Source organism: Aeromonas sp. S12(2024), from assembly GCF_041402305.1.
Classification (GTDB): domain Bacteria; phylum Pseudomonadota; class Gammaproteobacteria; order Enterobacterales; family Aeromonadaceae; genus Aeromonas; species Aeromonas veronii.
Genome location: NZ_JBGLRB010000014.1, coordinates 1 through 22,437 on the forward strand (window position 1 = coordinate 1; position 22,437 = coordinate 22,437).

The following is a 22,437-nucleotide window of genomic DNA, read 5'->3' on the forward strand; positions in this document are numbered from 1 at the left end:
ATGGGATGAAGCGATATGCCCATGATGCAGACTTGAAGAGGATGGTGGTGATCAGATCACCAAGTCCTCAGTTAGTTCCATTCAAGCGGCATCGATTTGGGAAACAACGCCGTGCGAATTTGTTTGCGCTTATCACATTCAACGGTTGGGATCCACGCTACAACCTGATTACGGGTGAGGCAGAACTGGCAGATGCGGATGGTGAGCGTCTGGGAGGCTCTGAGGCGGGTCAGCGATCCGCGCTGCTTGATGCCTGCCAGCTGGCAGGTGTGCCGGATGCCTCAATTGATGAGCACCTGACCGCGATTTGTGAGCGCCACAGTTACCACCCTGTGCGTCACAGGCTCGAACGTGGGACGGGATACCACGCATCCATGCGGTGATTGCCACCCTCAATGCAGCTAATCCCGCCTATGCGGGAGCGGTATTGCATGCGTGGCTGGTGGGGTGTGTCGCTGCGCTGTATCAGCTACGCGGGCACTCGAAACTGGTGCCCGTGTTGGCGGGGGCGCAGTCCTATCGAAAAAGCTCCTGGGTGAGCCGTCTGGTTGCTGTAGTGCCTGGTTCGGCCCTCGATTGCTCCATCAATTCAGACAAGCTGGGTGATGTACGCCGCGCGGTGTCAGCGTGGATTGTGGAACTAGCTGAGCTAGAGAACACGACCAGACATGAGGCGGACAGCCTGAAAGCAATTTTGACCCGTGAGAGCGACTGTTTCCGCCTGCCCTATGCCCGTTGCATGACCACCAAAAAGCGGCAAACTTCATTTCTTGCCACAGTAAATGGCACGGATTTTCTCAGGGATACAGCCGGTAATGCGCGGTTTGCGCTTATCGAGCTGTTTGCTGCGGCAGATATGGATGGCTTGAATGCGATCCTCGGCTGGAGGTGTTGGCTCTTTATAAGTCTAACGCGACGTGGTTTCTGGATGATGGGACTGTTGCCCTAGCCGCCGCTGCAAACGATCTCCACACCGACAAGGGACCGTTGTATGATTTTATCTGTCACCACTACCTGTCGAACGAACATGCTCATTCTGAATGGCTCATTGCGAGCGAACTATGCACCAGACACGGTGAGAAACTGAGCGTGGCGGGCCCTTGGGGTAAAGCGCTCAAATTGCTAGTAAGTGAAGGCAAGATCCAGAACCGAAAACGACGATCCAACCAAACCTTGTGCAGCCCTTGCCTCTGGAGAATAGCGGGTTGAGCGTGTCAGCTGGCCCAGGTGATGATGTGATCGATCCATTCACCCGCCTGATCCTCGTGAATCACTTTGCCACGGACGGATTGACCAGCCTGATGCATCGCGGAACGACTGCCGGTCAGCAGAGGATGCCACTCTGGAAGAGCGTAACCTTCAGACAGCAGGCGATATGCGCAGGTTGAGGGGAGCCAGTCATATTCGGTGATCTTGTCATGGGTGATCTGCAGACAGTCAGGCTCTTTTTTGAAACGATTGGCGTAATCAGAGCACTGACAGGTCTTGGTGTTAAGCAAATTGCAGGCGACATTGGTGAAAACCAGTTCGTCGGTATCTTCATCGATCAGCTTGTTGAGGCAGCATTTTCCGCAACCATCGCAGAGGGATTCCCATTCGGATTCAGTCATCTGCTGCAGACTCTTGGTCTGCCAAAAGGGGGCTTGCATCATACCGCTCACTTATTACACCTGATAAAACGCGTGGTTATACCCCTTGTTACCCGGTATTTCAAGGAGAGGGTCACTCCGGTGGGCAAATTGTCGTGACCAGCTCAAATGAATGCAATGACTTTCAGCCTCATCATATTGCTCAAACGGGTTCGCTGGTGGGCAGGAAGTCCCGCAGGTTTGAATACTTGGGCTGCATGATTCTCCAGTTCAGGTTTTATTTTCTGCTTCTTTATCCGTTACATCTTTTTGATGTTTGTCTGCTTGCAGCAAGCAGGGTCAAATGATCTCCGATGCCTACCGTCAGGCTGTTGCACGCTTGTCTTTCAAATAAAGCCGCTGGTCACATATTGTTTGCGCCCTTCTGTCACTGCGACCCGCGGGAGAGCCTGCGTAGGCGTTCGTTTTTTGTCTTAATGATTGAGATAGATATCTTGCTCTGCATAGGCCAGCAGAGGTGTGCCGAGGTTAGTCCGTCTCGCGCCAAAGAAGCGGGTGAGTACGCCAGATTGCTGTCCCAGTCGCTGCAGCTTGACGTGATCCAGCTCGATCTGCTCGGGTAGCCAGGTAAATACGGCGGCGCAATGACCATTGCCAAGACTGCGCTCCAGAGTTTGCTGCCAGTTCTTGATTTTGGGGCTATGTACCACCAGCACTCTCTTGGGATCGATACCTCGCTCTTCCAGACGGCTGACTGTGGGGCGTCCCGGCGGGGCGATCAACAAGATCCAGCCGGTATGAGCCTCCCCAAGCTTTGTCAGCTCGCTCAGAAACTGATCATCAGACTGGATAATCACACCATAATGAGCCAACTCCGCTTTGCAGGCGGTTCTGGTTGGCCAGGGCTTGCTCATGACACGATTCATCGCAAAGGGCAGTGAGTGCAGGGGCTGGTTCATATATGGGGTTCCTGTATGAATATCCAAGCTGTATGCGCATACAGTAGTTCTATCCTGTGGCAGTGACAAGGTGTTTTTGCTGAAAAATGTGATGGTGTTGGCATGTGTCGTTAGTAAGGTTATGTTTTTAAACACTATTTAATATAAAGCTAGTTGGGTGTTTTTCGTACTATGGACAAACCTTGCGTAACCGCCCATGGTTATACAGGTCATTTACAGGAGGTGCCGCCATGGACATCAGTACCTTGCAACGTCTTGATGCCAACATCTTGCTGGGCATCATCAATGAGAAGCTAAGGCTTGAGTGTGACGGGTTGGAGGAGTTGCTGGCCTATTACGATATGAGTGAAGAGCAGTTGGCAGGACGTCTGGATCAGATTGGATACCATTACGATCCATTGAGCAATCAGTTCAAAGCACATCTTTAAGGGTGCAATGATTGCTTCATATTTATACGGTAATTTTTCAGGCACATTGAAACCGGTTTCAATGTGCCGTCTTGCTGCCTATTTTCAGGGATTTTCAAGGCTTGGCAATCTCTGAAAACCTATTCATGCCAGAATATTTTTATTGTTTCATTAAGTTCATGATAATAAAGGGAATGTTTGTTTTTATGCGATCAATTAAAGGAAAGGGTTTTCAAGCTTTTCAGGCTGTTTTTATCGGTTAAAGTGTGACTTGCGTTAACTTTTAATTCTGCCGCTTTAGTTAGTATTCTCACGCCGGTACATATTTTGAGATAACAACAGCGCCGGTCCCGCAAGCGGGATAACAATTTTATTTGTAACGAAGGAATATGGTTTATGGCTACCAAGAAGAAGACAGACCAGGATCTCCAACTGGATAAAGATCAGCTCAAGGCGAGTATCGTGCGTCACCTGCGTTCTACCTTGGGAACAAGCGAACAGAAAGCCTCTCCCGAAGCGTGGTGGAAAGCCACTGCTGCGGCTGTCAATGAACAGGTGTACGAGCGCCTGACCCGCACTCAGCAGACTCATTTCAAGAAAGATACTCGTGCGATTCACTATCTCTCTGCTGAATTCCTGATGGGACGATTGACTTCCAACAACCTGCACAACCTCTCCCTCTACAAGACTTGCGAAGAGGCGCTGGGCGAACTCGGTCTGGAACTGACCGACCTGTGCGAACAAGAGCCGGACATGGCACTTGGCAACGGCGGCCTGGGTCGTCTGGCTGCCTGCTTTATCGACTCGCTGGCCACTCTGAACTATCCGGCGGTTGGTTACGGTATCCACTACGAACACGGTCTGTTCCGTCAGGAAATCCAGGATGGCCGCCAGATCGAGCGTCCGGACTCCTGGCGTGAATATGGCAACCCCTGGGAGATCTGCCGCCCCGAGTCGGTGCAAGAAGTGCCGCTCTATGGCTACGTCGAGACCGTGTTTGGTGACAATGGCGGCCTGAAGAAGGTATGGCACGCCGGTCGCAAGATTAAAGGGGTGCCTTGGGATATTCCGGTGGTCGGTTTTGGCGGTCACACCGTCAACATCCTGCGTTTGTGGGAATCCCGCGCCTCTGAGTTTTTCGACTGGGACGTGTTCAACGCCGGTGGTTACATCGACTCCCAGGCTGAGAAAGCCCAGGCCGAGACCATTTCCAAGGTGCTGTATCCGAACGATGAGACCGATGCAGGTAAAGAGCTGCGTCTGATCCAGCAGTACTTCTTCTGTGCTTGCTCCATCAAGGACATCATGCGCCGCTACAAGCGGGTCCATGGCAGTGACTTCAGCAACTTTGCCGCGCAAATTGCCATTCAGCTCAACGATACTCACCCGACTGTCGCCATCCCGGAACTGATGCGGGTGCTGGTTGACGAGGAAGATCTGAACTGGGATGCCGCTTGGGCTATCTGCTATCAGGTCTTCTCTTATACCAACCACACTCTGCTGCCGGAAGCGCTGGAGAAGTGGTCGGTCAGCCTGTTCGAGAAAGTACTGCCTCGCCATCTGGAGGTGATTTACGAGATCAACGCCCGCTTCCTGAACGAGTTGGTGGAGCCCAAGTGGCCGGGCAACGATGCCATCAAGGCCAAGCTCTCCATCATCGAAGAGGGTGATGTACGCAAGGTTCGCATGGGCAACCTGTGCGTGATCGGTTCGTCCAAAGTGAACGGTGTGGCCGAGATCCACTCCAAGCTGGTGAAGGAAGATCTCTTCCCCGAGTATGCCGAGCTGTGGCCGGAAAAAATGTGCAACGTGACCAACGGGGTGACCCCGCGTCGCTGGCTGCTGGCGTGCAACCCGGAACTGGCTGGCCTCTACAACGAAGTAGTGGGCAAGGAGTGGCCGCTGCAACTGGACAAACTGCGTGGCGTGGTGAAGTTTGCCGACGACAAGGCGTTCCAGCAGCAGTTCATGACCATCAAGCGTCACAACAAAGAGAAGCTGGTCAAGGTCATCAAAGACGAAACCGGTATCGATGTCAGTGCCGAGGCGATCTTTGACGTTCAGATCAAGCGTCTGCACGAGTACAAGCGCCAGCAGCTGAACCTTATTCACATCATGGCGCTCTATCGTCGCCTGCTGGCCAACCCGGACTATGACATGCATCCGCGCGTGTTTATCTTCGGCTCCAAAGCGGCGCCCGGTTACAAGCTGGCCAAAGACATCATCTATGCCATCAACAAGCTGGCGGATCGGGTCAATAACGATGCTCGTATCCAGGGCAAGCTGAAAGTGGTGTTCATGCCGAACTATCGCGTGAGTCTGGCCGAGAAGCTGATCCCGGCAGCAGATGTCTCCGAGCAGATCTCCACTGCAGGTTATGAAGCATCCGGTACCGGCAACATGAAGATGGCACTCAACGGTGCAATCACCATCGGGACGCTGGATGGAGCCAACATCGAGATCGCCGAAGAGGCGGGTGCCGAAAACTGTGCCATCTTCGGTCTGAACGTGGACGAGGTGAAGTCGCTGAAGGCGCGCGGTTACAACCCGTACGACTTCTACTATGCCAACTCCGAGCTCAAAGCCGTGCTGGACTGGTTTGATACCGACTACTTCACGCCGGGTCGTCCGGGTGAGCTGGCCTCCATCAAGCGCTCTTTGCTGGAAGGGGGAGACCCTTACCTGACCCTGGCGGACTTCCAGTCCTACTCGGATGCACACAAGCTGATCGATACCTGGTATCGGGATCCGGCACTGTGGGCGAAGAAGGCCATCATCAACTCGGCCACCATGGGCAAGTTCAACTCCGACCGCTCCATTCAGGACTATGTGGATCGGATCTGGGATCTGAAGGCCTGCAACATCGGCTAATCGGATTCATAAATGAGAAAACCCCCGCAATGCGGGGGTTTTTGTTTATTGGGGGGGAGGTGGATCAGAGGATATCGCCAACGAAGTAGGCCAGCAGGGCGAGCAACACGGTAAAGACCACGTTCAGAGCCATACCGGCTTTCATCATCTCCCTCTGGCGGATGTGGCCACTGGCAAAGACGATGGCATTGGGCGGCGTGGCGACCGGCAGCATAAAGGCACAGGAGGCACCGATAGCGATCAACACCGACATTACCACAGGTGATACACCCAGCGCCTCGGCGACACCGGCAAACAGGGGAACCAACAGCGCGGCGGTGGCGGTGTTGGAGACCAGCTCGGTCAGGAACACCACGAAGGCGGCCAGCATAAGCAACACGACAAAAATGTTGGCGTTGGAGAGTACGGCCGACAGATGGCTGGCCAAGAATGCGCTGGTACCAGTGGCCTTGAGAATGGCGCTCAGGGTCAGACCGCCGCCAAACAGCATCAGCACGCCCCAGTCGGTGTTCTGGTTGACGTCATCCCAGCTGGCGACACGGCTGACCACGATGGCCACGATGGCGCCCATGGCAATCAGGGTGTCGAGTTGCGGAATACCGCCAAAGGCGTTGGAGATGGGTTGTGATCCGATCCAGAGCACAACGGTGGTCAGGAAGATTGCCAGCGTCACTTTACGCTCGCGGGTCCAGTTGATGGTGACATCCTGGATCTCGACGCGGTGGCTGAGACGCGGGCGGGTTACCAGATAGAGCAGGGCAATGCCGCAGGGCATCAGGATCAGCACGACTGGAACACCGAATTTCATCCAGTCAGTGAAGCCAATCCCCATCTGGGCGGCTGCGATGGCGTTGGGTGGGCTACCCACCAGGGTGCCGATGCCGCCGATACTGGCGCTGTAGGCGATCCCCAGCAATACGAAGACGAAGGTGGCGCGCTCTTTTTTGCTGTCGAGGCGTGCCAGCATACCGATCGCCAGTGGCAGCATCATGGCGGTGGTAGCGGTGTTGCTGATCCACATCGACATGGCGGCTGTGATGGTAAAGAGCAGGATGACGCCCCAACCCAGATGACCATTGGCCAGGTGCATCACCTTGCCTGCCATCAGGGTATCCAGTCCCTGTTTGGAGAGGGCTGCCGCGAGGGCGAAACCGCCAAAAAAGAGGAACAGGATCGGGTTGGCAAAATCGGTGAGGGATTTGCTCATGTCAAACACCCCGAGCACGGTAGCCAGCAGGGGTACCAGCAGCGCGGTGATGGTGACGTGCAGCGCTTCGGTCAGCCAGAGGATGGCAATAAAGACCAGAATGCCCAGCCCCTTGTTGACCATGGGGTCAAACGGGAGCCAAGCGAGCATGGCACAAAGTAACAAAACATCCAGGATGACGATCCCTGATTTGATGTCCAGCCAGCGAGATGGAGCAGAGGGTACAGCTGATGTGTGCATAATGTTCTCTCGGTTAATTTATGGTTGTTTTTGTGTTGCTGAGATTACATCCATTCACTTGTTTGAAACAGACTCACATGTTGAAAATAAGCCTCTACTCACATACTCATTGATAAAAATGAGGAAATGAACACATAAATAAAACATGTGCGAAATATAAATCAATCATCCATGAACTGTTCCAGCCATTGCTTGAACATGCTCTTGGGCAAGGAGCCATTTATCTGGTTCACCAGTTTGCCCTGTTTGAAGACCATCAGGGTGGGGATGCTGCGAATGGCGTAACGGGCGGCAATGGTGCTCTGCTGCTCGGTATCGACTTTGACAAAGCGCATCCGTGGTTCGAGTTCATGGGCAACCTCATGAAATACCGGAGCAAACTGCTGGCAGGGGCCGCACCAGCTGGCCCAGAAATCGACCACGACCGGGATATCTGAGTTGATCAGGGTATCGAAGTTATCCGCCTTCCCGAGGCAAGGGGTCTGGCTGAACAGGAGGGCTTTGCAGCGCCCGCATTTGGCAGATGTATCGATATGGGTAACGGGCAGGCGGTTCCTGGTAAAGCAGTGGCTACAATAAGTAGTGATAAATGACATAATTGGTTCCTTCTAAATCAGCGCTGGCCGGGGATATGATGAGAAGCCAGAATGAAGCAATCGCGAAACAATAGCGAAATATCAGAGCAATAACGGTAACACAGTGCCCAGCGGGAGTGGATAATTCCCCCAGGGTTCATTGCCTAACCGGATAATTCAGCGACCACCAGATGAGAGTCGAGACGGGATGAATAAAGGATCACGGAAAAACCGTGCTGTGCCAGGGCTGATCGTTGCCTTGCTGCTCGCCTTTTCGGGCTACTGCTGGCAGTCGCTCAGTCAGCAGCAGCAGGCCCACGACCTGAACGACGCGGCCGAGGTGGTACTGAACCGGATCAACGCCGATACCGTCTATCTGCTTGGGCGGGAGCAGGCCAATGACAGCAATGTCCAGCAGCGCCTGAACCAGTTATCCATCACCCTTGACGGTTTTGTACGGGAAGTCAGAAGCGATCCCGAGCTGGTGCAAGACGATCTCTCCCAGGCACTGCTTGAGGACATGGACACCTATCTGATGGCGCTGGCCAGGCTTCATGCCATTGAGATGGCTATCGAGTACCTCAATGCGCCCCTGCAGGCCCAGATTAAAAAGGTGCGGGGGATAAGCCCGTCAGACAGTGCGCTTCATCGCGACCTGGAGGAGCTGGCGCAACTGAGCAACTATCTGCAGCGCAGTTGGGACAAACGTGAACAGACTACGCTGGACCAGCTGCAACAGCAGTTGCAATCCCGTTATGGCAACTTGCCGGAGATCGCTACCCTGATCCGCCTGAGCAAGGAGATGAGCCAGCAGGTGATTGCCTATCACACCTTGCGTTACCAGCTCATCGACATGCATGTGATCGAGAGTCTGGTGCGCTGGAAACTCGACAAGCTGGAGCGCGCCTCCTCTTTGATGAACCGCTTCTATCTGATGGTGCTGTGCGGGGCTTTGATCTGCTTTGCGCTGGTGGCCTTCACCCTGTGGCGCCGCAACCAGAAGCTGAGCGAGTTGTCGCGCCAGACCGGCTTGCTGGCCCAGGCCAAAAGCGATTTTCTGGCCAACATGAGCCACGAGATCCGCACCCCCATGAATGCCATCATAGGTTTTAGCTCGCTGGCACTGCAGACTGAACTGGATCAACAACAGCGGGACTATCTGGGCAAGATCAAATCCTCATCCGACACCCTGCTGCTGCTGATCAACGACATCCTTGATTTGACCAAGGTGGAGTCAGGCAAGCTGACGTTGGAGGAGATCGACTTCGATCTCAGCGAGCAGCTCGATTCGCTGGCGGGCATGTTTGCCGATCTGGCGGAGCGCAAACACGTGGAAGTGGTTATTCGCAAGTCACCGGAGGTGCCGGTCTTCTTGCGTGGAGATCCCCTGCGATTGGGACAAGTGCTGGTCAATCTGGTGAACAACGCCATCAAGTTTACCGAACGCGGTGAAGTCGAAGTCTGCATCGAGCTGGCCAATCCTCACCCAATGCGGATCCGCTTCAGTGTGCGCGATACCGGCATCGGCATTGCCGAAGAGAAGCAGACCCAACTGTTTCAGGCGTTTACCCAGCTGGAGGCGGGCAATACCCGAAAATATGGCGGCTCGGGTCTTGGGCTCAACATCTCCCAGCGGCTGGTGGAGCTGATGGGGGGGCGGATCACCGTAGAGAGCAAGCCTGGCGTCGGCTCTCTGTTCAAGTTCGATATTCCGATGGCGCAGGCGGTCTACGGCGTCGCTGGACGGAAAGTCTTCTTCGAAAACCAGCCGCTGGTGATGGTGATGGATGACAACGAGCTGGTGCTGGATCTGGCCCAGGACATTCTGACTCGCGCGGGAGTGCGGGTGCTGCCGGTTAACTCCCTTTCCCGTGCCCGTCAGCTGCTCCGTGAAGAGGGACCGAATCTGCGGTTGGCGATCCTTGACTGGCGTATGGGTCAGGAGGATGGGCTCGATCTGGCGCTGGAGATGTATCAGCACAGCCAGTGGCGGCGGATCCCCATTCTGATGATCAGTGCCTGGGCCAGAGAGGGGTTGCACGCCCGGATGGACAGCATGGGGCTGACCCATTTTCTGCCCAAACCGATGACCGAAAATGCCCTGCTGGCCAAGGTGGACGAGCTGCTCAACGGCAGCTCCTACGAGCTCAACCTGCGCAAGGCCGAGGCACAGGGGGATCAGCAACACTTCAAATCCCTGTTGCAGGGTACCCGAGTGCTGTTGGCGGAAGACAACCGGGTCAATCAGCAGCTCATCATTGAGTATCTGCGGCGCGTCGATGCGGTGGTGTGTGTGGTCAGCAATGGTCGGGAGGCGGTGGAGCGGGTCGCCGAGCAGCCTTTTGACGTGATCCTGATGGATTTGCAGATGCCGGTGCTGGACGGACTCGATGCCACCCGCCAGATCCGCAAGATGGTCGACAAACACGATGTGCCCATCATTGCCCTCACCGCCAGTGCCATGCCCGGTGACAAGGAGCGTTGCCTGGGGGTGGGGATGAATGGCTATGTCACCAAGCCGGTGAGCAAGCTGGATCTCTACAACAACCTGCTGCAGTGGGTAAAGCCGCAAGGGGTGGAGCAGGCGGGGATCATGGAGGTGAAACCGCCGGATATGATCGGGATCCTCGATCTGCAGGATGCACTCAAGCGGCTGGAGCAGGACAAGGAGGCGTTGCAGATCCTGTTCAAGCTGTTCATGTCGGAACACAAGGACGACCTGTGGGAGATCCGCTCCGCCCTGCGCCGTCAGCAACCCGAGGTGGCCAGCAAGCTGCTGCACACCCTCAAGGGGGTGTCGGCCAATATCTCGGCGGCCCGTCTGCAATTGGTGGCTGGCGAGCTGGAGTGGCGCTTGCGGCAAAACGAGGTGCTAAGCGAGACGGATCTGGAGCAGTTGCAACAGGTCTTTAGCCAGACCCGGGAAGAGGTGTCACACTTCCTGTTGACCGGTGAGCAGCATGAAAATTCGTATAATCCCTATTCATCAGGGGATGATCGCATGTCACAGTGAATTAAATAGTAATTATTCTCAACCATCCCGGTTCGGGATATGATGAGCTTTCGTTCGAATCGCCTCCAGCCGGAGGCGATTGTTTTCATTCTTCTATTTCTGCGTGGCTTCTCTGATGGCCGCTCCTTGGAGCGGTCACGGGCAGAGAGCGCTAAAGGTTGGTGGTGTGAGCGTATTTCTACGATTGAGCTGGTTTTTCAAGGAGCAGTGGCCCCGTTATCTGGCTGCCATCTCCCTGCTGCTGATGGTGGCCCTGTTGACCGTTATTCCGCCCAAAGTTGTGGGCTGGGTGGTGGATGGCATCACCAAGGGCGGTCTCGACAATGGTACCCTGATGCGCTATCTGGCGGGGCTGTTTGGTCTGGGTGTGCTGATTTATCTGCTGCGCTACGTTTGGCGGGTGATGCTGTTTGGTGCCTCTTACCGTCTGGCCTATGTGTTGCGCAATCGCCTTTTCAGCCATTTCACCCGGATGAGCCCAGATTTTTATCAGCGCCACCGTACTGGCGATTTGATGGCCCATGCCACCAATGACATTCAGGCGGTGGAGATGACCGCTGGCGAAGGGGTGCTGACTCTGGTGGACTCCATCATGGTCGGGGTATTGGTGCTCTCCATCATGTGTAGCCAGTACTCCTGGCAGTTGACGCTGGTCTCCTTGTTGCCGCTGCCGGTGATGGCCTATTTCATGAACCGCTTCGGCACCCAGATCTACACCCAGTTCAAGGCGGCGCAAGGGGCCTTCTCCAAACTCAACAACAAGACCCAGGAGGCCCTTTCCGGCGTGCGGGTGTTGAAATCCTATGCGGTTGAATCGCTGGAAGATGAAGGCTTTGCCGAGCTGACCAAACAGGCGGGGGAGCGCAATATGGCTGTGGCCCGCATCGATGCCAAATTCGATCCGGTCATCTATCTCTGTATCGGTTGCTCCTACTTCCTCGCGGTGGCGGGGGGCAGTGTGCTGGTGCTGCACGATGAGTTGACCCTGGGTGAGCTCACCAGCTTCACCATGTACCTCGGCCAGCTGATCTGGCCGATGTTTGCCATCGCCTGGTTGTTCAACATCATCGAGCGGGGCAGCGCCGCCTACTCCCGCATCGAGAGCCTGTTGGGAGAGCGCAGCGATATCGAAGAGCCCGCCCAGCCGGCCGCGTTTACCTCTGCCTTTCCTTTGCAGATCAAAGGGGTGAGCTATCAACTTGAGCAGCGCACCCTGCTTGCGGATATCGACGTTACCCTCAAGCAAGGGGGGATGCTCGGGGTGGTGGGGCGCACCGGGGCAGGCAAGAGCTCCCTGCTCAAGCTGTTGATGCGCCTTGCCAATCCGACTCACGGTTCGATTGTCATGGGTGGCGTTCCGATTGACCAGCTGCCGCTTGCCACATTGCGCAGCCAGTTTGCCTATGTGCCGCAGGAGCCATTCCTGTTTTCCACCACTATCGCCGCCAATATTGCCCTGGGCAAACCCGATGCGAGCCGCGAGGAGGTCGAACGGGTGGCGCGCATTGCCTGTGTCCACGATGATATTGTGCGTTTCCCCAAAGGCTATGAGACCGAGGTGGGGGAGAAAGGGGTGACCCTCTCCGGCGGCCAGAAACAGCGGCTGGCCATTGCCCGCGCCCTGCTGCTGGATGCGCCCATTCTGGTGCTCGATGATGCGCTCTCGGCGGTGGATGCCCACACCGAGCAGCAAATTCTGCATGCCCTCAAGGCACATCGTCGCACCCTGATCCTGGTCAGCCATCGCATGACGGCGGTGGAGCAGGCCGACGAGATCCTGGTGCTGGAGCAGGGAACCGTTAGCGAACGGGGTCATCACGGTGCCCTGATGGCGCACAATGGCTGGTATGCAGATATGGTGCGTTATCAGCGTCTCGAAGAAGCGGTGGAGGAGAGCCTGTGAATCCGACCATTAAACGACTGCTCGCCTACTGCGCCCAGTATCCTCGCTGGCTGATCCAGGCGGGGATTTGCCTGCTGCTTGCGACCGGCGCCGAAGTGGCCGGGCCGCTGCTGATCAAGCTCTTTATCGATGACTATCTGGCGCCTCGCAATATCGTGCTGCCCACCATAGCCCTGATTGCAGCGGGCTATCTGGGTTTGCAGGTGCTGTCGGCGGCGGGTTTCTATCTGCAATCCCTGCGCTTTAACCGTATCGCTCAGGCGGTGGTGCAAACCCTGCGCGAGCAGGTATTTGCTACCGCCATCCGTTTGCCGGCCCGCTACTTTGACAAGCATCGATCCGGCTCGCTGATTTCCCGCATCACCAACGACACCGAGGCGATCATGAACCTCTATGTGCAGGTGATCGGCTTGCTGGTGCAAAAGGTGGTGCTCTTGTGCGGCATCCTCATCTCGATGGCGCTGCTGGATCTGCGGCTGATGCTGGTCTGCTCCCTGTTGCTGCCCGCTGTGGGCGGGGTGATGTGGCTCTACCAGAAACTGAGCGTGCCGGTGGTGCGAGCGACCCGCAGTCTGCTCTCCGACATCAACAGCCGCCTCAACGAGTCGCTGCAGGGGATGCCGGTGATCCAGGCGATGGTGCAGGAGCGCCACTTTGCCAACGCCTTTGCCGAGGTGAACCAGCAACACTGGTCGGCACGGATCAAGAGCCTCAAGATCAACGGCATTTTGCTGCGTCCGCTCATCGATCTCTTCTACATGATGGTGCTGATCGGTCTGTTGGCGCTGTTCGCCCACGAGGGGGGGAGCCACGCCGGTGCCATTCAGGTGGGGGTGCTCTACGCCTTTATCAGCTATCTGGGGCGGATGATCGAGCCGCTCATCGAGATGACCAACCAGCTTAACCAGTTGCAGCAGGCGATGGTGGCGGGGGAGCGGGTCTTTGCCCTGCTCGATGAAACCCGCGAGAGCACCGAGGGCGAGCTGCGCCCGCTGGAAGGACGGGTCAGTTTCGAGCGGGTGAGCTTCTCCTACGATGGCGAGCAGCAGGTGCTGCGGGAGGTCAGCTTTGCCGCAAAACCGGGCCAGATGCTGGCGCTGGTGGGCCATACCGGCAGCGGCAAGTCCACCATCATCAGCTTGCTGATGGGCTTCTATCCGCTGGATCAGGGGCAGATCCGCTTCGATGATCACGCACTGGATACCCTGTCGCTGGCGGCGGTGCGCCGCAGCATCGGGCTGGTGCAGCAAGATCCTTTTATCTTCGTCGGCACCCTGGCGGAGAACCTGCGTCTCGGCCGCGCCGGCATAGATGACGCGCGGCTCTGGCAGGCGCTGAGCGAGGTGCAGCTGGCCGAGTTTGTGCGCAGCCTGCCACAGGGGATCAACACCCTGATGGAGGAGGGGGGCAAGAACCTCTCCGCCGGTCAGCGGCAACTGCTCTCCTTTGCCCGGGCGCTGGTGGGGGATCCGCGCATCCTCATTCTGGATGAAGCGACGGCCAGCGTAGACTCCCAGACCGAGCTGGCGCTGTCGCAGGCGATCTCTGCTGCCCGTCGTGGCCGCACTACCATCGCCATCGCCCACCGCCTCTCGACCATCGTCGATGCGGACGAGATCCTGCTGCTCTCCCGTGGTCAGGTGAACGAGCGGGGTACCCATGGTGAGTTGATGGCCCTCGGCGGTCACTATGCCCAGCTGTTCGAGATGCAGAGTCAGGGAGCCTGGCTGGAAGAGAAGCGCGCCTGAGCGGCACATTTGCTGTAACGGCGACATGAACGAAAAGAGGGAACCGATGCGGTTCCCTCTGTTTTTTTGGGTTGGGCAAAAGGTCGTAACCGTGATCCCTGTGCTTGTCGAATGACGCAGATGCAGGCAACATGTTGTTTACATTAACTCATCGGATCAGTTCGCATATGGATTTGCAACGCTTCAAAGCCAATCTGGCGCTCCGGCTGTTTGCCTGGCGCTATATTCCCGTCATCGGGTTTTGTGCCCCGATCATCGAAGAGATGAACGCCAAGGCGCTGCGCATTCGCATTCCTCTTGGCTGGCGTACCCGCAACCACCTGGGCAGCATGTATTTTGGCGCGCTGGCGACCGGCGCTGATCTGGTGGGCGGTCTGCTGGTGATGGAGAAGGGGCGGCAGCGGCGCAAGAAGGTGCACTTCGCCTTCAAGGATGTGCAGGGGGAGTTTTTGAAACGACCGGAGGGGGATGTGCAGTTCGACTGCGCAGCGGGGGAGGAGATTGACGCCATGATCGACGAATCGTTGGCAAGCGGTCAGCGCATCAATCGCCCCATCCGGGTGGTGGCCACTTGTCCGTCATTGAACGGGGATGAGGCGATGGCGCGTTTTGTGCTGACCCTGTCGATCAAGGCCAGCTAGCGGGTTGCCGGAAAGTGGCTCCCCGAAACGGGTTTAGCCAATCTCCGGGCTGACGCCCTCTTTCACCACGACCTTCATGCCGTTGAAGTTGACCACCTGTTCGGCCACGATCTTGCAGCGCTTGCGGGTCTCGACCTGACCGTCCACCTCGACCAGCCCTTCGGCAATGAGGGCTTTGGCGGCGCCGCCACAATCGGCCCACCCCTGATGTTTGATAAGGTCACACAAGGCAACGAAGGGGTGACCTTCGAGCAGAAACGTCTCCATGGGAAATCCTCTAGATGGATGAATGCCGGATACAGCAGGGCGACTATTTTAGGCAGTTCGCTCAGGCAAAGAAAGGAAGAGGGACTACTCGCTGTGAAAAAGTGGCCGATTGTTCTTGAGGTGGCGCTTTCGCAAGTCCTGATGGAGAGGTGAGAGGGCCAACCGTGACGTATCGTGACGCACCTCGTCCCTGCTGGTGTGCCCACATTAGCCCCTGACTGTTAGGATCGGGCCACTCTCAATGTCCCAAGGAACTTTCCATGACACTCTCCCGCCTGCTGCTGGCATGCAGCGCCCTGACTCTGTGCGGTGTCGCGCAGGCCAGTACTCCGGTACAGGTCTCGCTGCCCGGGGTCAATTTGCCCGCGTCCCATCAGGTGGAAGGGGCGCGCGCCTCGTTGCTCTACGGTCGGACCGGTCAGGTGAAGGGCATTGATCTGCCGATCTTCGCCCTCTCCGATGTGGATCAGTTCAGCGGCCTGCAGCTCGGGATCTTCCTCGGTGCTGGTCGGGTACGTCACCAGTTTGGCGGGGTCGCCATCAACGCCATCAACTGGCACGAAGGGCAGGATACCGGCGTCAATCTGGGGCTGGTCAACCTGACCAACAATGTACAGGGGCTTAACTGGGGGGCGGTCAATATCGCCAAGGGCAATGCGCTGGCCAACGTCGGCTTCGTCAACTATGCCGAGCGTACCACCTTCCAGATTGGCTTTATCAATGCGACCAAGCACCTCGATGGCTTGCAGATCGGGCTGGCCAACTATGCCGCCAACGGTGTTTTCCCCATTTTGCCGCTGGTGAACTTCCAGAAATCGTTCTGAGTGGGCGGTTCGCTTTGCGTTAAAGGCATCTGCTGATTACCCTGTGCCTCTTGCAACTTGTTACAGGCGAACAGAGGTAATTGATGACGGCAGGGCAAATGAGTGCAATCGGGATCGGCTGGGATGTGCGTGGCTGGCAGGGCAGTGCCCAGGCGGTGGCCGTGGTGGGCTGGCAGGCCGAATCCAACCGCCTGCACTGGCTCGGGGTGTCGCCGCTGTTTCGTCTGAGCTCGCGGGTGGCGCCAGATCTGGCCGCCCTGCTGCGTCCTGCCCTGCAAAACGAGCTGACCCTGATGCAGGTAGAAGCCTGCCCGCAACTGGCACTCGGTATCGATGCGCCGCTCGCCTTTCCCCGCGCCTTGCGGGATCTGCTCAACGGCCAGCCACATAGCTGCGCCGCTCCCGAGCGGGAGATAGACAACCCCTACGCCTACCGCGACTGCGAGCGCTGGCTGTATCAGCAGTACGGCAAGAAGCCGCTGTCGGCTACCTTCGACCGGCTCGGCAACAACGCCACCCTGGCGCTCTCCATGCTGCCGCGACTCTCGGATCTGCAACTGGTGCCGACCGTTGCTCCGAAGACCAGTCGCGCCGTGCTGGAGGTCTATCCGGCATTGGCCAAAGTGGGCGGCAAGGCCTCCCCGGCACGGCCCGAGCTGGCGGCGCTGCTGCCTGCGGACGTGCAGGTCGGCACCGATCGCTACGATGCGGCGCTCTGCGCCCTGATGGCGCTGCAATATGCCGCGGGTGGCAAGGTGGCGGTATTGCCTGAGCTGATTTCGCCACCCAGTGACATGCCGTGTGATGAGGGATGGGTCTATCACTTTGCCCGTCATGCTGTTGAACGCAATGGGATGTGACGGACGCAGCGCATCATGGCGCCGCTCATCCTGTGGATGCGGGCCAAATGGCGCAAAAAACCTGTCTTTAGTCAGGAAATTGCCTGTTCATCCCGCGCCAAGGTGGCGCATCGTTATCTTCATCCGATATATTGCCTACCTTGCTGATCCTTTGCTGTGGTATTCCCGATGAAGTCCGTTCTCTCTATTCAGTCCCACGTGGTCTTTGGTTGTGCCGGCAACAGCGCGGCCGTCTTCCCCATGCGTCGCCTCGGCATGGATGTATGGCCCATCAACACGGTGCAGTTTTCCAACCACACCCAATATGCCCAGGGGTGGCAGGGGATGGCGATGCCGGCGGGCCATATCAGCGCGCTGGTTGAGGGATTGGGCAATATCGAGGTGCTCGGTGGCTGTGACGCCGTGCTGAGCGGTTACCTTGGCTCCGCCGAGCAGGGGGACGAGATCCTGACCGTGGTCAACGCCGTCAAGGCGGCCAACCCCGATGCCATCTACTTCTGCGACCCTGTGATGGGCCATCCGGAGAAGGGGTGTATCGTTGCCCCCGGCGTCACCTGTTTTCTGACCGAGCAGGCGCTGCCGGTGGCCGACATGATGGCTCCCAACCTGCTGGAGCTGGAGACCCTCTGTGATACCCATCTGGCTGATCTGGATCAGACCCGCGCGGCTGCCCATCAGCTGCTGGCCCGCGGCGTCAAGCTGGTGCTGGTCAAGCATCTCGGTCGTGCGGCGCAGGACTCCAGCCGCTTCGAGATGCTGCTGGCCACCCCGCAAGGGGATTACTTGATTGCCCGTCCGCTCTATGACTTTGCCCGCCAGCCGGTGGGGGTTGGCGATCTTATCAGCGCCCTGATGCTGGCGAATTTGCTGGCCGGTCACGATGCGGTCAGCGCGTTCGAGCGCACCAACGCCTCGGTGGATGCGGTGCTGCAGGAGACCTGGCGCCAGCAGGCTTACGAGCTGCAACTCATCGCCGCGCAAGATGCCTTCGCCCTGCCAGAGGTTGAAGTGCGAGCGGTGAAACTGCCCTGAGTCAATGCGGACTTTCGTCTATCCCGACAAGGGGGTGGGATGCAGATGAAAAAGGCTTGCCAATGGGCAAGCCTTTTTACTGTTTGCCTGTTTAGTGCGGCCAGCAATCAGGCGCGGGGATGGCGGAGGCGATAACGCTCAGCCATGGCATTGGCCGCTACCATGGCGGCGTAGACATTCTGTTCACTCACTGTCATCGGCATGTTGCCCATGGTATCGAGGGGATCGCAGGCCAGCTGCGCCACCTTGCGCCACTCGCTTTCATCAAAGTGGGTGAGCCCCAGCTCTTGCAGCGTCATGGGCAGACCTGCACAGTCGATGATGCGAAACACCTCATCAAGTTCGTGTTGCGGGGCGCGCTCAAGCACGAGTTGGGTCAGCAGGCCGAAGACTACCTTCTCGCCATGCTGGGCGCGATGGAGCTCCGCGATCAGTGACATGCCGTTGTTGACGGCATGAGCTGCGGCCAGTCCACCGGCTTCTGCGCCGACCCCGCTGAGGTAGATGGTGGCCTCGATAACCTGCTCCAGCGCCGGAGTCGAGACATGGTGGCGTATTGCATCCATGGCCAGCTCGATGTTCTCACCAAGCAGCTCGTAACAGAGCTGTGCCAGACCAAGGCCAGTGCGTGAAGGACGCTTGCCGACCAGATTGAGCCCGTCCGCCCGATAGCAGGCGCGCGCCTCGAAATAGGTGGCCAGGGCATCGCCAACGCCTGCGGAAAAGAAGCGGGGAGGGGCGGCGGCAATGATGGCCGTGTCAGCCAGCACCACGTCCGGATTTTGCGGCAGGAACAGATAGCGTTCAAATTCACCCGCCTGGTTGTAGATCACCGCCAGCGCCGTACAGGGGGCATCCGTGGAGGCAATCGTCGGGAACAGCACAACCGGACGGCGCAGATAGAAGGCCACGGCCTTGGCGACATCCAGCGTCTTGCCGCCGCCGATCCCGACAATCACGTTCGCACCATATTGCTCTGCAAGGTGGGTCAGGCGGTGGATCTCTTGTTCGGTGCATTCGTAGCGAAACTTGTCGACCACTCCCCTGAGGCCTGCCTGCAGGAGCCCCGCCAAAGCTTCTTCCCGTACCCGCTCCAGAATGAACTCATCGCTGATGAGCAACGCATAGTCACCAAAATCTTTAACGTGCTCATGGAGTTGCGGGAGAAGGTGTTGACCGATGATGAACTTTTTGGGGGAGGTAACTGTACGGGGCAAAGTGGGCATCCATTATTCCTCAAGGCAGTGAACAACATAGATTTGATTATCAAATGGGTCTCTCACGATACGCCTGATGAGGCAATAGATGAAGAAGAAAAGGGGGGCGTTTTAATCATTAATTAATCTTTCTGTTTGTTTGGTTGTATTTTGGGGAGAGCGATTGGCGGTGTTGAGGCATACAGGAGCAATGGCTCTATCGTGGCAATCCGTCGCAAGCCATATTGCTGCAACAAACAGTCACGCTGGCAACAAGCAGGGCCGCTTGGTGCGGCCCTGCTGTATTTGGATAAGGGATAGGGGATGGTCAGAGCGGTTTGTAGAAGATGACGGTCGCAGCAAGGGAGCCATCGGCGTTGCGTGCAAAGCTCGGGATCTGGCCCGCCTCCAGATAGCCGAGTTGACGATAGAGGTGGGAGGCCACATCACCGGCGCGAGTATCCAGCACCAGCAGCGAACGGCCCGCGGCATGGGCGCCTTGTTCCATTGCCAGCATCAGCGCACGACCGACACCTTTGCCTCTCGCCGTTTGCAGTACCATCAATTTTTCCACCTCGGCCCGGTGGCGACCGTTGGCCTTGCCACAGAGCGCGAGCTGAACCGCTCCCACAATCTGTTGTTGCTCAAGGGCAAGCCACAGCTTGCGGTGACCTGCCGCCAGATCAGCTTCAACTCCTTGCCAGTAGCGGGTAGATTCCTCCGTGGTCAGCGGCGGTAAAAAACCGACCGAGGCGCCGCTATCGACACAATCTTGCAGCAGGGCGATGAGCGCGCTTTGGTAGGTCGCTGCGCTATTAACTTCCACAATATCCATCTGACATCCTTGTCGTTGCGCTGTTATGTGGCTGATTGCCACCGTTGGTTCATATGCGGTAGGTACTTATGCTCGCCGCGAGTACGACTTGTCAGCGGATCTGCCCCTGCTCAACGAGCCAGGTAAACAGCAGGCGGGAGACGGGGGAGAGCTCATCGAGGTGAGAGCTGTCGAGCCAGCGCAGCTCGGCAATTTCTGCCGAGGCGATCGGGGTGCCGCTCGCTTCGCCGGTGTAGCAGCGCAGTCTCACCTCGACTCCTGCCGGTTTGCCATCGGCCTGAGCGCGGAACTCGCAGGCAAAGCGCAGGGTATCGGGCTGCAGGGTGACGGCCAGCTCCTCTTCAATCTCGCGGATCAGTGCCGCCTCGTCGCTCTCCCCCGGTTCCCGCTTGCCGCCCGGGATGTAATAGATGTCCTTGCCGTGGGAGCGGGCGCAGAGCAGCTGCTGATCTTTAAAGGTGAGCCAGGCGAGTTTGTCGATCATTGAGTTGCATCCTCTGGTTGTGTGGTGTGTATTGCCTGCATGTACCGGGTGTACAGGGCGCGGTAGGAGCGAGGCTCCTGCGCATCGGGAGAGAGTCCCAACTGATCTGCCAGCGCGAGCAGTTGCTGGCGAAACGCCGGGAGGCGTTCCTCGTCATCGGTCATGATGGCGAGCTCGGCGAAGTCGCCAATCCCGGCCAGATGATCCAGGGTGACGTGAAACGGGCCAATGAAGTAGATGCTGCGCCTTTTGGTGATCACGAGTATCTGCCGGTAGTTCATGGTCAAGAGCATGCTGACGGCCTTGTCCGCATCATTGATAGTGACCGCCTCGCAGCGATCCGCCTCGGGCCCCTTGACGATCAAGAGCTGGATCCCGGAGGGCTGCATGGTGCGGATAGCCAGACTTTTGCCAGCCTGGGCAAGGGCATCATCCGGGGTGTCGAAGTAGCGATCCTGCTCCAGATTATCCTCCAGCATGATCTCCGGATTGAGGGCGAGCAGTGCCTTGAGGAAGGCGGGGCGATCTGTCAGCTGATATTTGAACTCGACTTCGAAGCGGCCCTGAAAGTGCGCCTGTGACATCAAGAAGATCCCTCTGTGAGCCTGTGTGGCTGGCAGCCTAACAAAGATGAAGTTGAGTCCCAAGTAGAAAGAGGGGATAGGCCGGAAACGCACTGTTTCCAGCGCGGTGACTGCGTAGCTGAATGAGTGCGCAATGGCTGGTTCGCAACAGCCTTCTCGTCCCTAAAAAAGTGGACTGGCGCACACCACGACAGGACCGGACTGGGCGAAGGCGGGGCCCTTGTGGTTTAATCTTGCCACTTTAGCGGTAGTAGGCGACGAGCCTGCTACCTTGCGTGGGCAAGATGCAGGTGAGCAAGATGCAGATAGCAGCAGAGAGCAAGTTTATCGGACTCGGGGTCGCGGGCAATTTCGCCGGTCATCTGGAGCAGGCGGGTGAAGCATCGGACTTCGTAGCCGTAGTCGTGCGTGACACCACAGCGCCCAAGGCGCTGTTCCCCTTCTTCGTGCCGGGCCATCCGGGTCAGCTCGGGGTATTCCCGTTGAGCGACAAGGCGATCTTCCTGCCGGAAGCGGCGGTCAGCGGTGACGAGAAGGTGCAGATCGAGCCGGAAGTAGCCCTCTGGTGCGAACTGGAGTATGCGGGCAAGCAGGTGGTGGCGATCCATCCCCGTGCCTTTGGTGCCTATAACGACTGCTCCATCCGTCGTCCCAACGCCAAGAAGATCAGCGAGAAGAAGAACTGGGGCGAAGAGAGCAAGGGGCTGGCGGACAAGCTGCTGCCGCTTTCCGGTTTTGCCGCCGGTTGCGAGCTCGATGACTATCGTATCGCCTGCTATCTGGAGCGCGATGGCGAGCTGCACGCCTACGGGGTAGACAGCGCCGCCATCGACTACAGCTACTTCCACGGCAAGCTGCTCGACTGGGCCATCGACAAGTTCAATCATCAGCAGGATGAAGGGCCAGCGGAGCACATTCAGGGGCTGCTGGCGCAGGCGGGACATCCTCCCCATGCGCTCATCAGTATCGGTGCCACCCGCTATACCCCGTTTGGCGAGACCCACTTCCTCAAACCGGGCGACATCTCCTGCGTAGTGGTCTATCCGGGCAGCCGTTATAGCGAAGCGGATATTCGCGAGGCGATCCGCAGCCGCCACTTTGGTGCTGATATGTCGGTGCTGCTGCAGGCGGTGCAGGCGCGCTAATCACAGTTGCCAGCGGGAAGATGTCTCTTCCCGCTGGTTATCATATCGAGTCATTTC

Annotated in this window: 20 protein-coding genes and 1 pseudogene; 12 read left to right on the plus strand and 9 right to left on the minus strand. The window is 57.5% G+C overall.

Annotated elements, in window-relative coordinates; all coding sequences use genetic code 11:
* Together ACB035_RS13980 and ACB035_RS13985 are read left to right on the plus strand one after the other, a co-directional pair.
* Positions 1 to 383, plus strand: a pseudogene (locus ACB035_RS13980) (hypothetical protein); the annotation flags it as partial.
* Positions 380 to 949: a VapE domain-containing protein gene (locus ACB035_RS13985; RefSeq protein ID WP_371167491.1), complete on the plus strand. Its 570-nt coding sequence runs from the start codon at positions 380 to 382 to the stop codon at positions 947 to 949. The pseudogene ACB035_RS13980 and the gene ACB035_RS13985, both read left to right, overlap by 4 nt.
* A gap of 265 nt (positions 950 to 1,214) precedes the next feature.
* Here the strand turns inward: ACB035_RS13985 and ACB035_RS13990 are convergent, their stop codons facing one another.
* Positions 1,215 to 1,649, minus strand: a complete 435-nt coding sequence (locus ACB035_RS13990) for a YcgN family cysteine cluster protein (RefSeq protein WP_371167537.1) — start codon at positions 1,647 to 1,649, stop codon at positions 1,215 to 1,217.
* A 413-nt stretch (positions 1,650 to 2,062) separates the two neighbouring features.
* Positions 2,063 to 2,548, minus strand: coding sequence for a cell division inhibitor (locus ACB035_RS13995; protein WP_371167492.1), 486 nt, complete (start codon positions 2,546 to 2,548; stop codon positions 2,063 to 2,065).
* Positions 2,549 to 2,778: 230 nt separating this feature from the next.
* Here ACB035_RS13995 and ACB035_RS14000 point away from each other — a divergent pair, with 230 nt between their 5' ends.
* Both ACB035_RS14000 and ACB035_RS14005 read left to right on the plus strand, forming a co-directional pair.
* A complete protein-coding gene (locus ACB035_RS14000; RefSeq protein WP_005333612.1) occupies positions 2,779 to 2,976 on the plus strand; it encodes a DUF4250 domain-containing protein in 198 nt (65 codons plus the stop codon).
* A gap of 375 nt (positions 2,977 to 3,351) precedes the next feature.
* Positions 3,352 to 5,826 carry a glycogen/starch/alpha-glucan phosphorylase gene (locus ACB035_RS14005; protein ID WP_005361122.1) on the plus strand — a complete coding sequence of 825 codons (2,475 nt, stop codon included), beginning with the start codon at positions 3,352 to 3,354 and terminating at the stop codon, positions 5,824 to 5,826.
* A 64-nt stretch (positions 5,827 to 5,890) separates the two neighbouring features.
* Here ACB035_RS14005 and ACB035_RS14010 read toward each other — a convergent pair whose 3' ends face one another.
* On the minus strand, positions 5,891 to 7,273 hold the full coding sequence (locus tag ACB035_RS14010) for a DASS family sodium-coupled anion symporter (RefSeq protein WP_005333606.1): 1,383 nt from the start codon (positions 7,271 to 7,273) through the stop codon (positions 5,891 to 5,893).
* A 161-nt stretch (positions 7,274 to 7,434) separates the two neighbouring features.
* A complete protein-coding gene (gene trxC, locus ACB035_RS14015) occupies positions 7,435 to 7,869 on the minus strand; it encodes a thioredoxin TrxC (protein WP_201905518.1) in 435 nt (144 codons plus the stop codon).
* Positions 7,870 to 8,056: 187 nt separating this feature from the next.
* Here trxC and ACB035_RS14020 point away from each other — a divergent pair, with 187 nt between their 5' ends.
* The 4 genes from ACB035_RS14020 to ACB035_RS14035 all read left to right on the plus strand — a co-directional run bounded on the left by ACB035_RS14020 (position 8,057) and on the right by ACB035_RS14035 (position 15,153).
* The gene (locus ACB035_RS14020; RefSeq protein ID WP_371167493.1) at positions 8,057 to 10,861 is read left to right on the plus strand and encodes a response regulator; all 2,805 of its coding nucleotides are present in this window, start codon (positions 8,057 to 8,059) and stop codon (positions 10,859 to 10,861) included.
* A gap of 166 nt (positions 10,862 to 11,027) precedes the next feature.
* Positions 11,028 to 12,764 carry an ABC transporter transmembrane domain-containing protein gene (locus tag ACB035_RS14025; RefSeq protein WP_371167494.1) on the plus strand — a complete coding sequence of 579 codons (1,737 nt, stop codon included), beginning with the start codon at positions 11,028 to 11,030 and terminating at the stop codon, positions 12,762 to 12,764.
* The gene (locus ACB035_RS14030; protein WP_199416344.1) at positions 12,761 to 14,512 is read left to right on the plus strand and encodes an ABC transporter transmembrane domain-containing protein; all 1,752 of its coding nucleotides are present in this window, start codon (positions 12,761 to 12,763) and stop codon (positions 14,510 to 14,512) included. Before ACB035_RS14025 ends, ACB035_RS14030 begins: the two co-directional genes overlap by 4 nt.
* Positions 14,513 to 14,679: 167 nt before the next feature.
* Complete coding sequence (locus ACB035_RS14035; protein WP_005352552.1) at positions 14,680 to 15,153, plus strand: DUF4442 domain-containing protein; 474 nt, start codon at positions 14,680 to 14,682, stop codon at positions 15,151 to 15,153.
* Between the two features lie 33 nt (positions 15,154 to 15,186).
* Here ACB035_RS14035 and ybcJ read toward each other — a convergent pair whose 3' ends face one another.
* Positions 15,187 to 15,420 (minus strand): ribosome-associated protein YbcJ, encoded by a 234-nt coding sequence (gene ybcJ, locus ACB035_RS14040; protein ID WP_005333598.1) that lies wholly within the window; start codon positions 15,418 to 15,420, stop codon positions 15,187 to 15,189.
* Positions 15,421 to 15,680: 260 nt separating this feature from the next.
* On the opposite strand from ybcJ, the gene ACB035_RS14045 reads away from it, so the two are divergent.
* The 3 genes from ACB035_RS14045 to pdxY all read left to right on the plus strand — a co-directional run bounded on the left by ACB035_RS14045 (position 15,681) and on the right by pdxY (position 18,136).
* A complete protein-coding gene (locus ACB035_RS14045; protein WP_005333596.1) occupies positions 15,681 to 16,244 on the plus strand; it encodes a VC2662 family protein in 564 nt (187 codons plus the stop codon).
* 83 nt (positions 16,245 to 16,327) lie between these two features.
* Complete coding sequence (locus ACB035_RS14050) at positions 16,328 to 17,104, plus strand: DUF429 domain-containing protein (protein WP_371167495.1); 777 nt, start codon at positions 16,328 to 16,330, stop codon at positions 17,102 to 17,104.
* Between the two features lie 168 nt (positions 17,105 to 17,272).
* Entirely contained in the window at positions 17,273 to 18,136 is an 864-nt protein-coding gene (pdxY, locus tag ACB035_RS14055) for a pyridoxal kinase PdxY (protein WP_371167496.1), read from the plus strand.
* Between the two features lie 107 nt (positions 18,137 to 18,243).
* Here pdxY and ACB035_RS14060 read toward each other — a convergent pair whose 3' ends face one another.
* The 4 genes from ACB035_RS14060 to cyaB form a co-directional block, all read right to left on the minus strand.
* Positions 18,244 to 19,362, minus strand: a complete 1,119-nt coding sequence (locus ACB035_RS14060) for a glycerol dehydrogenase (protein ID WP_371167497.1) — start codon at positions 19,360 to 19,362, stop codon at positions 18,244 to 18,246.
* Positions 19,363 to 19,660: 298 nt separating this feature from the next.
* Complete coding sequence (locus ACB035_RS14065; protein ID WP_371167498.1) at positions 19,661 to 20,167, minus strand: N-acetyltransferase family protein; 507 nt, start codon at positions 20,165 to 20,167, stop codon at positions 19,661 to 19,663.
* Positions 20,168 to 20,258: 91 nt separating this feature from the next.
* Positions 20,259 to 20,651 carry an NUDIX domain-containing protein gene (locus tag ACB035_RS14070; protein ID WP_371167499.1) on the minus strand — a complete coding sequence of 131 codons (393 nt, stop codon included), beginning with the start codon at positions 20,649 to 20,651 and terminating at the stop codon, positions 20,259 to 20,261.
* Positions 20,648 to 21,235 carry a class IV adenylate cyclase gene (cyaB, locus tag ACB035_RS14075; RefSeq protein WP_371167500.1) on the minus strand — a complete coding sequence of 196 codons (588 nt, stop codon included), beginning with the start codon at positions 21,233 to 21,235 and terminating at the stop codon, positions 20,648 to 20,650. The genes ACB035_RS14070 and cyaB overlap by 4 nt, the downstream gene beginning before the upstream one ends.
* A 299-nt stretch (positions 21,236 to 21,534) precedes the next feature.
* Between cyaB and ACB035_RS14080 the strand changes: the two genes are divergently transcribed.
* On the plus strand, positions 21,535 to 22,380 hold the full coding sequence (locus ACB035_RS14080; RefSeq protein WP_371167501.1) for a DUF5718 family protein: 846 nt from the start codon (positions 21,535 to 21,537) through the stop codon (positions 22,378 to 22,380).
* The last annotated feature ends 57 nt before the right edge of the window (positions 22,381 to 22,437 follow it).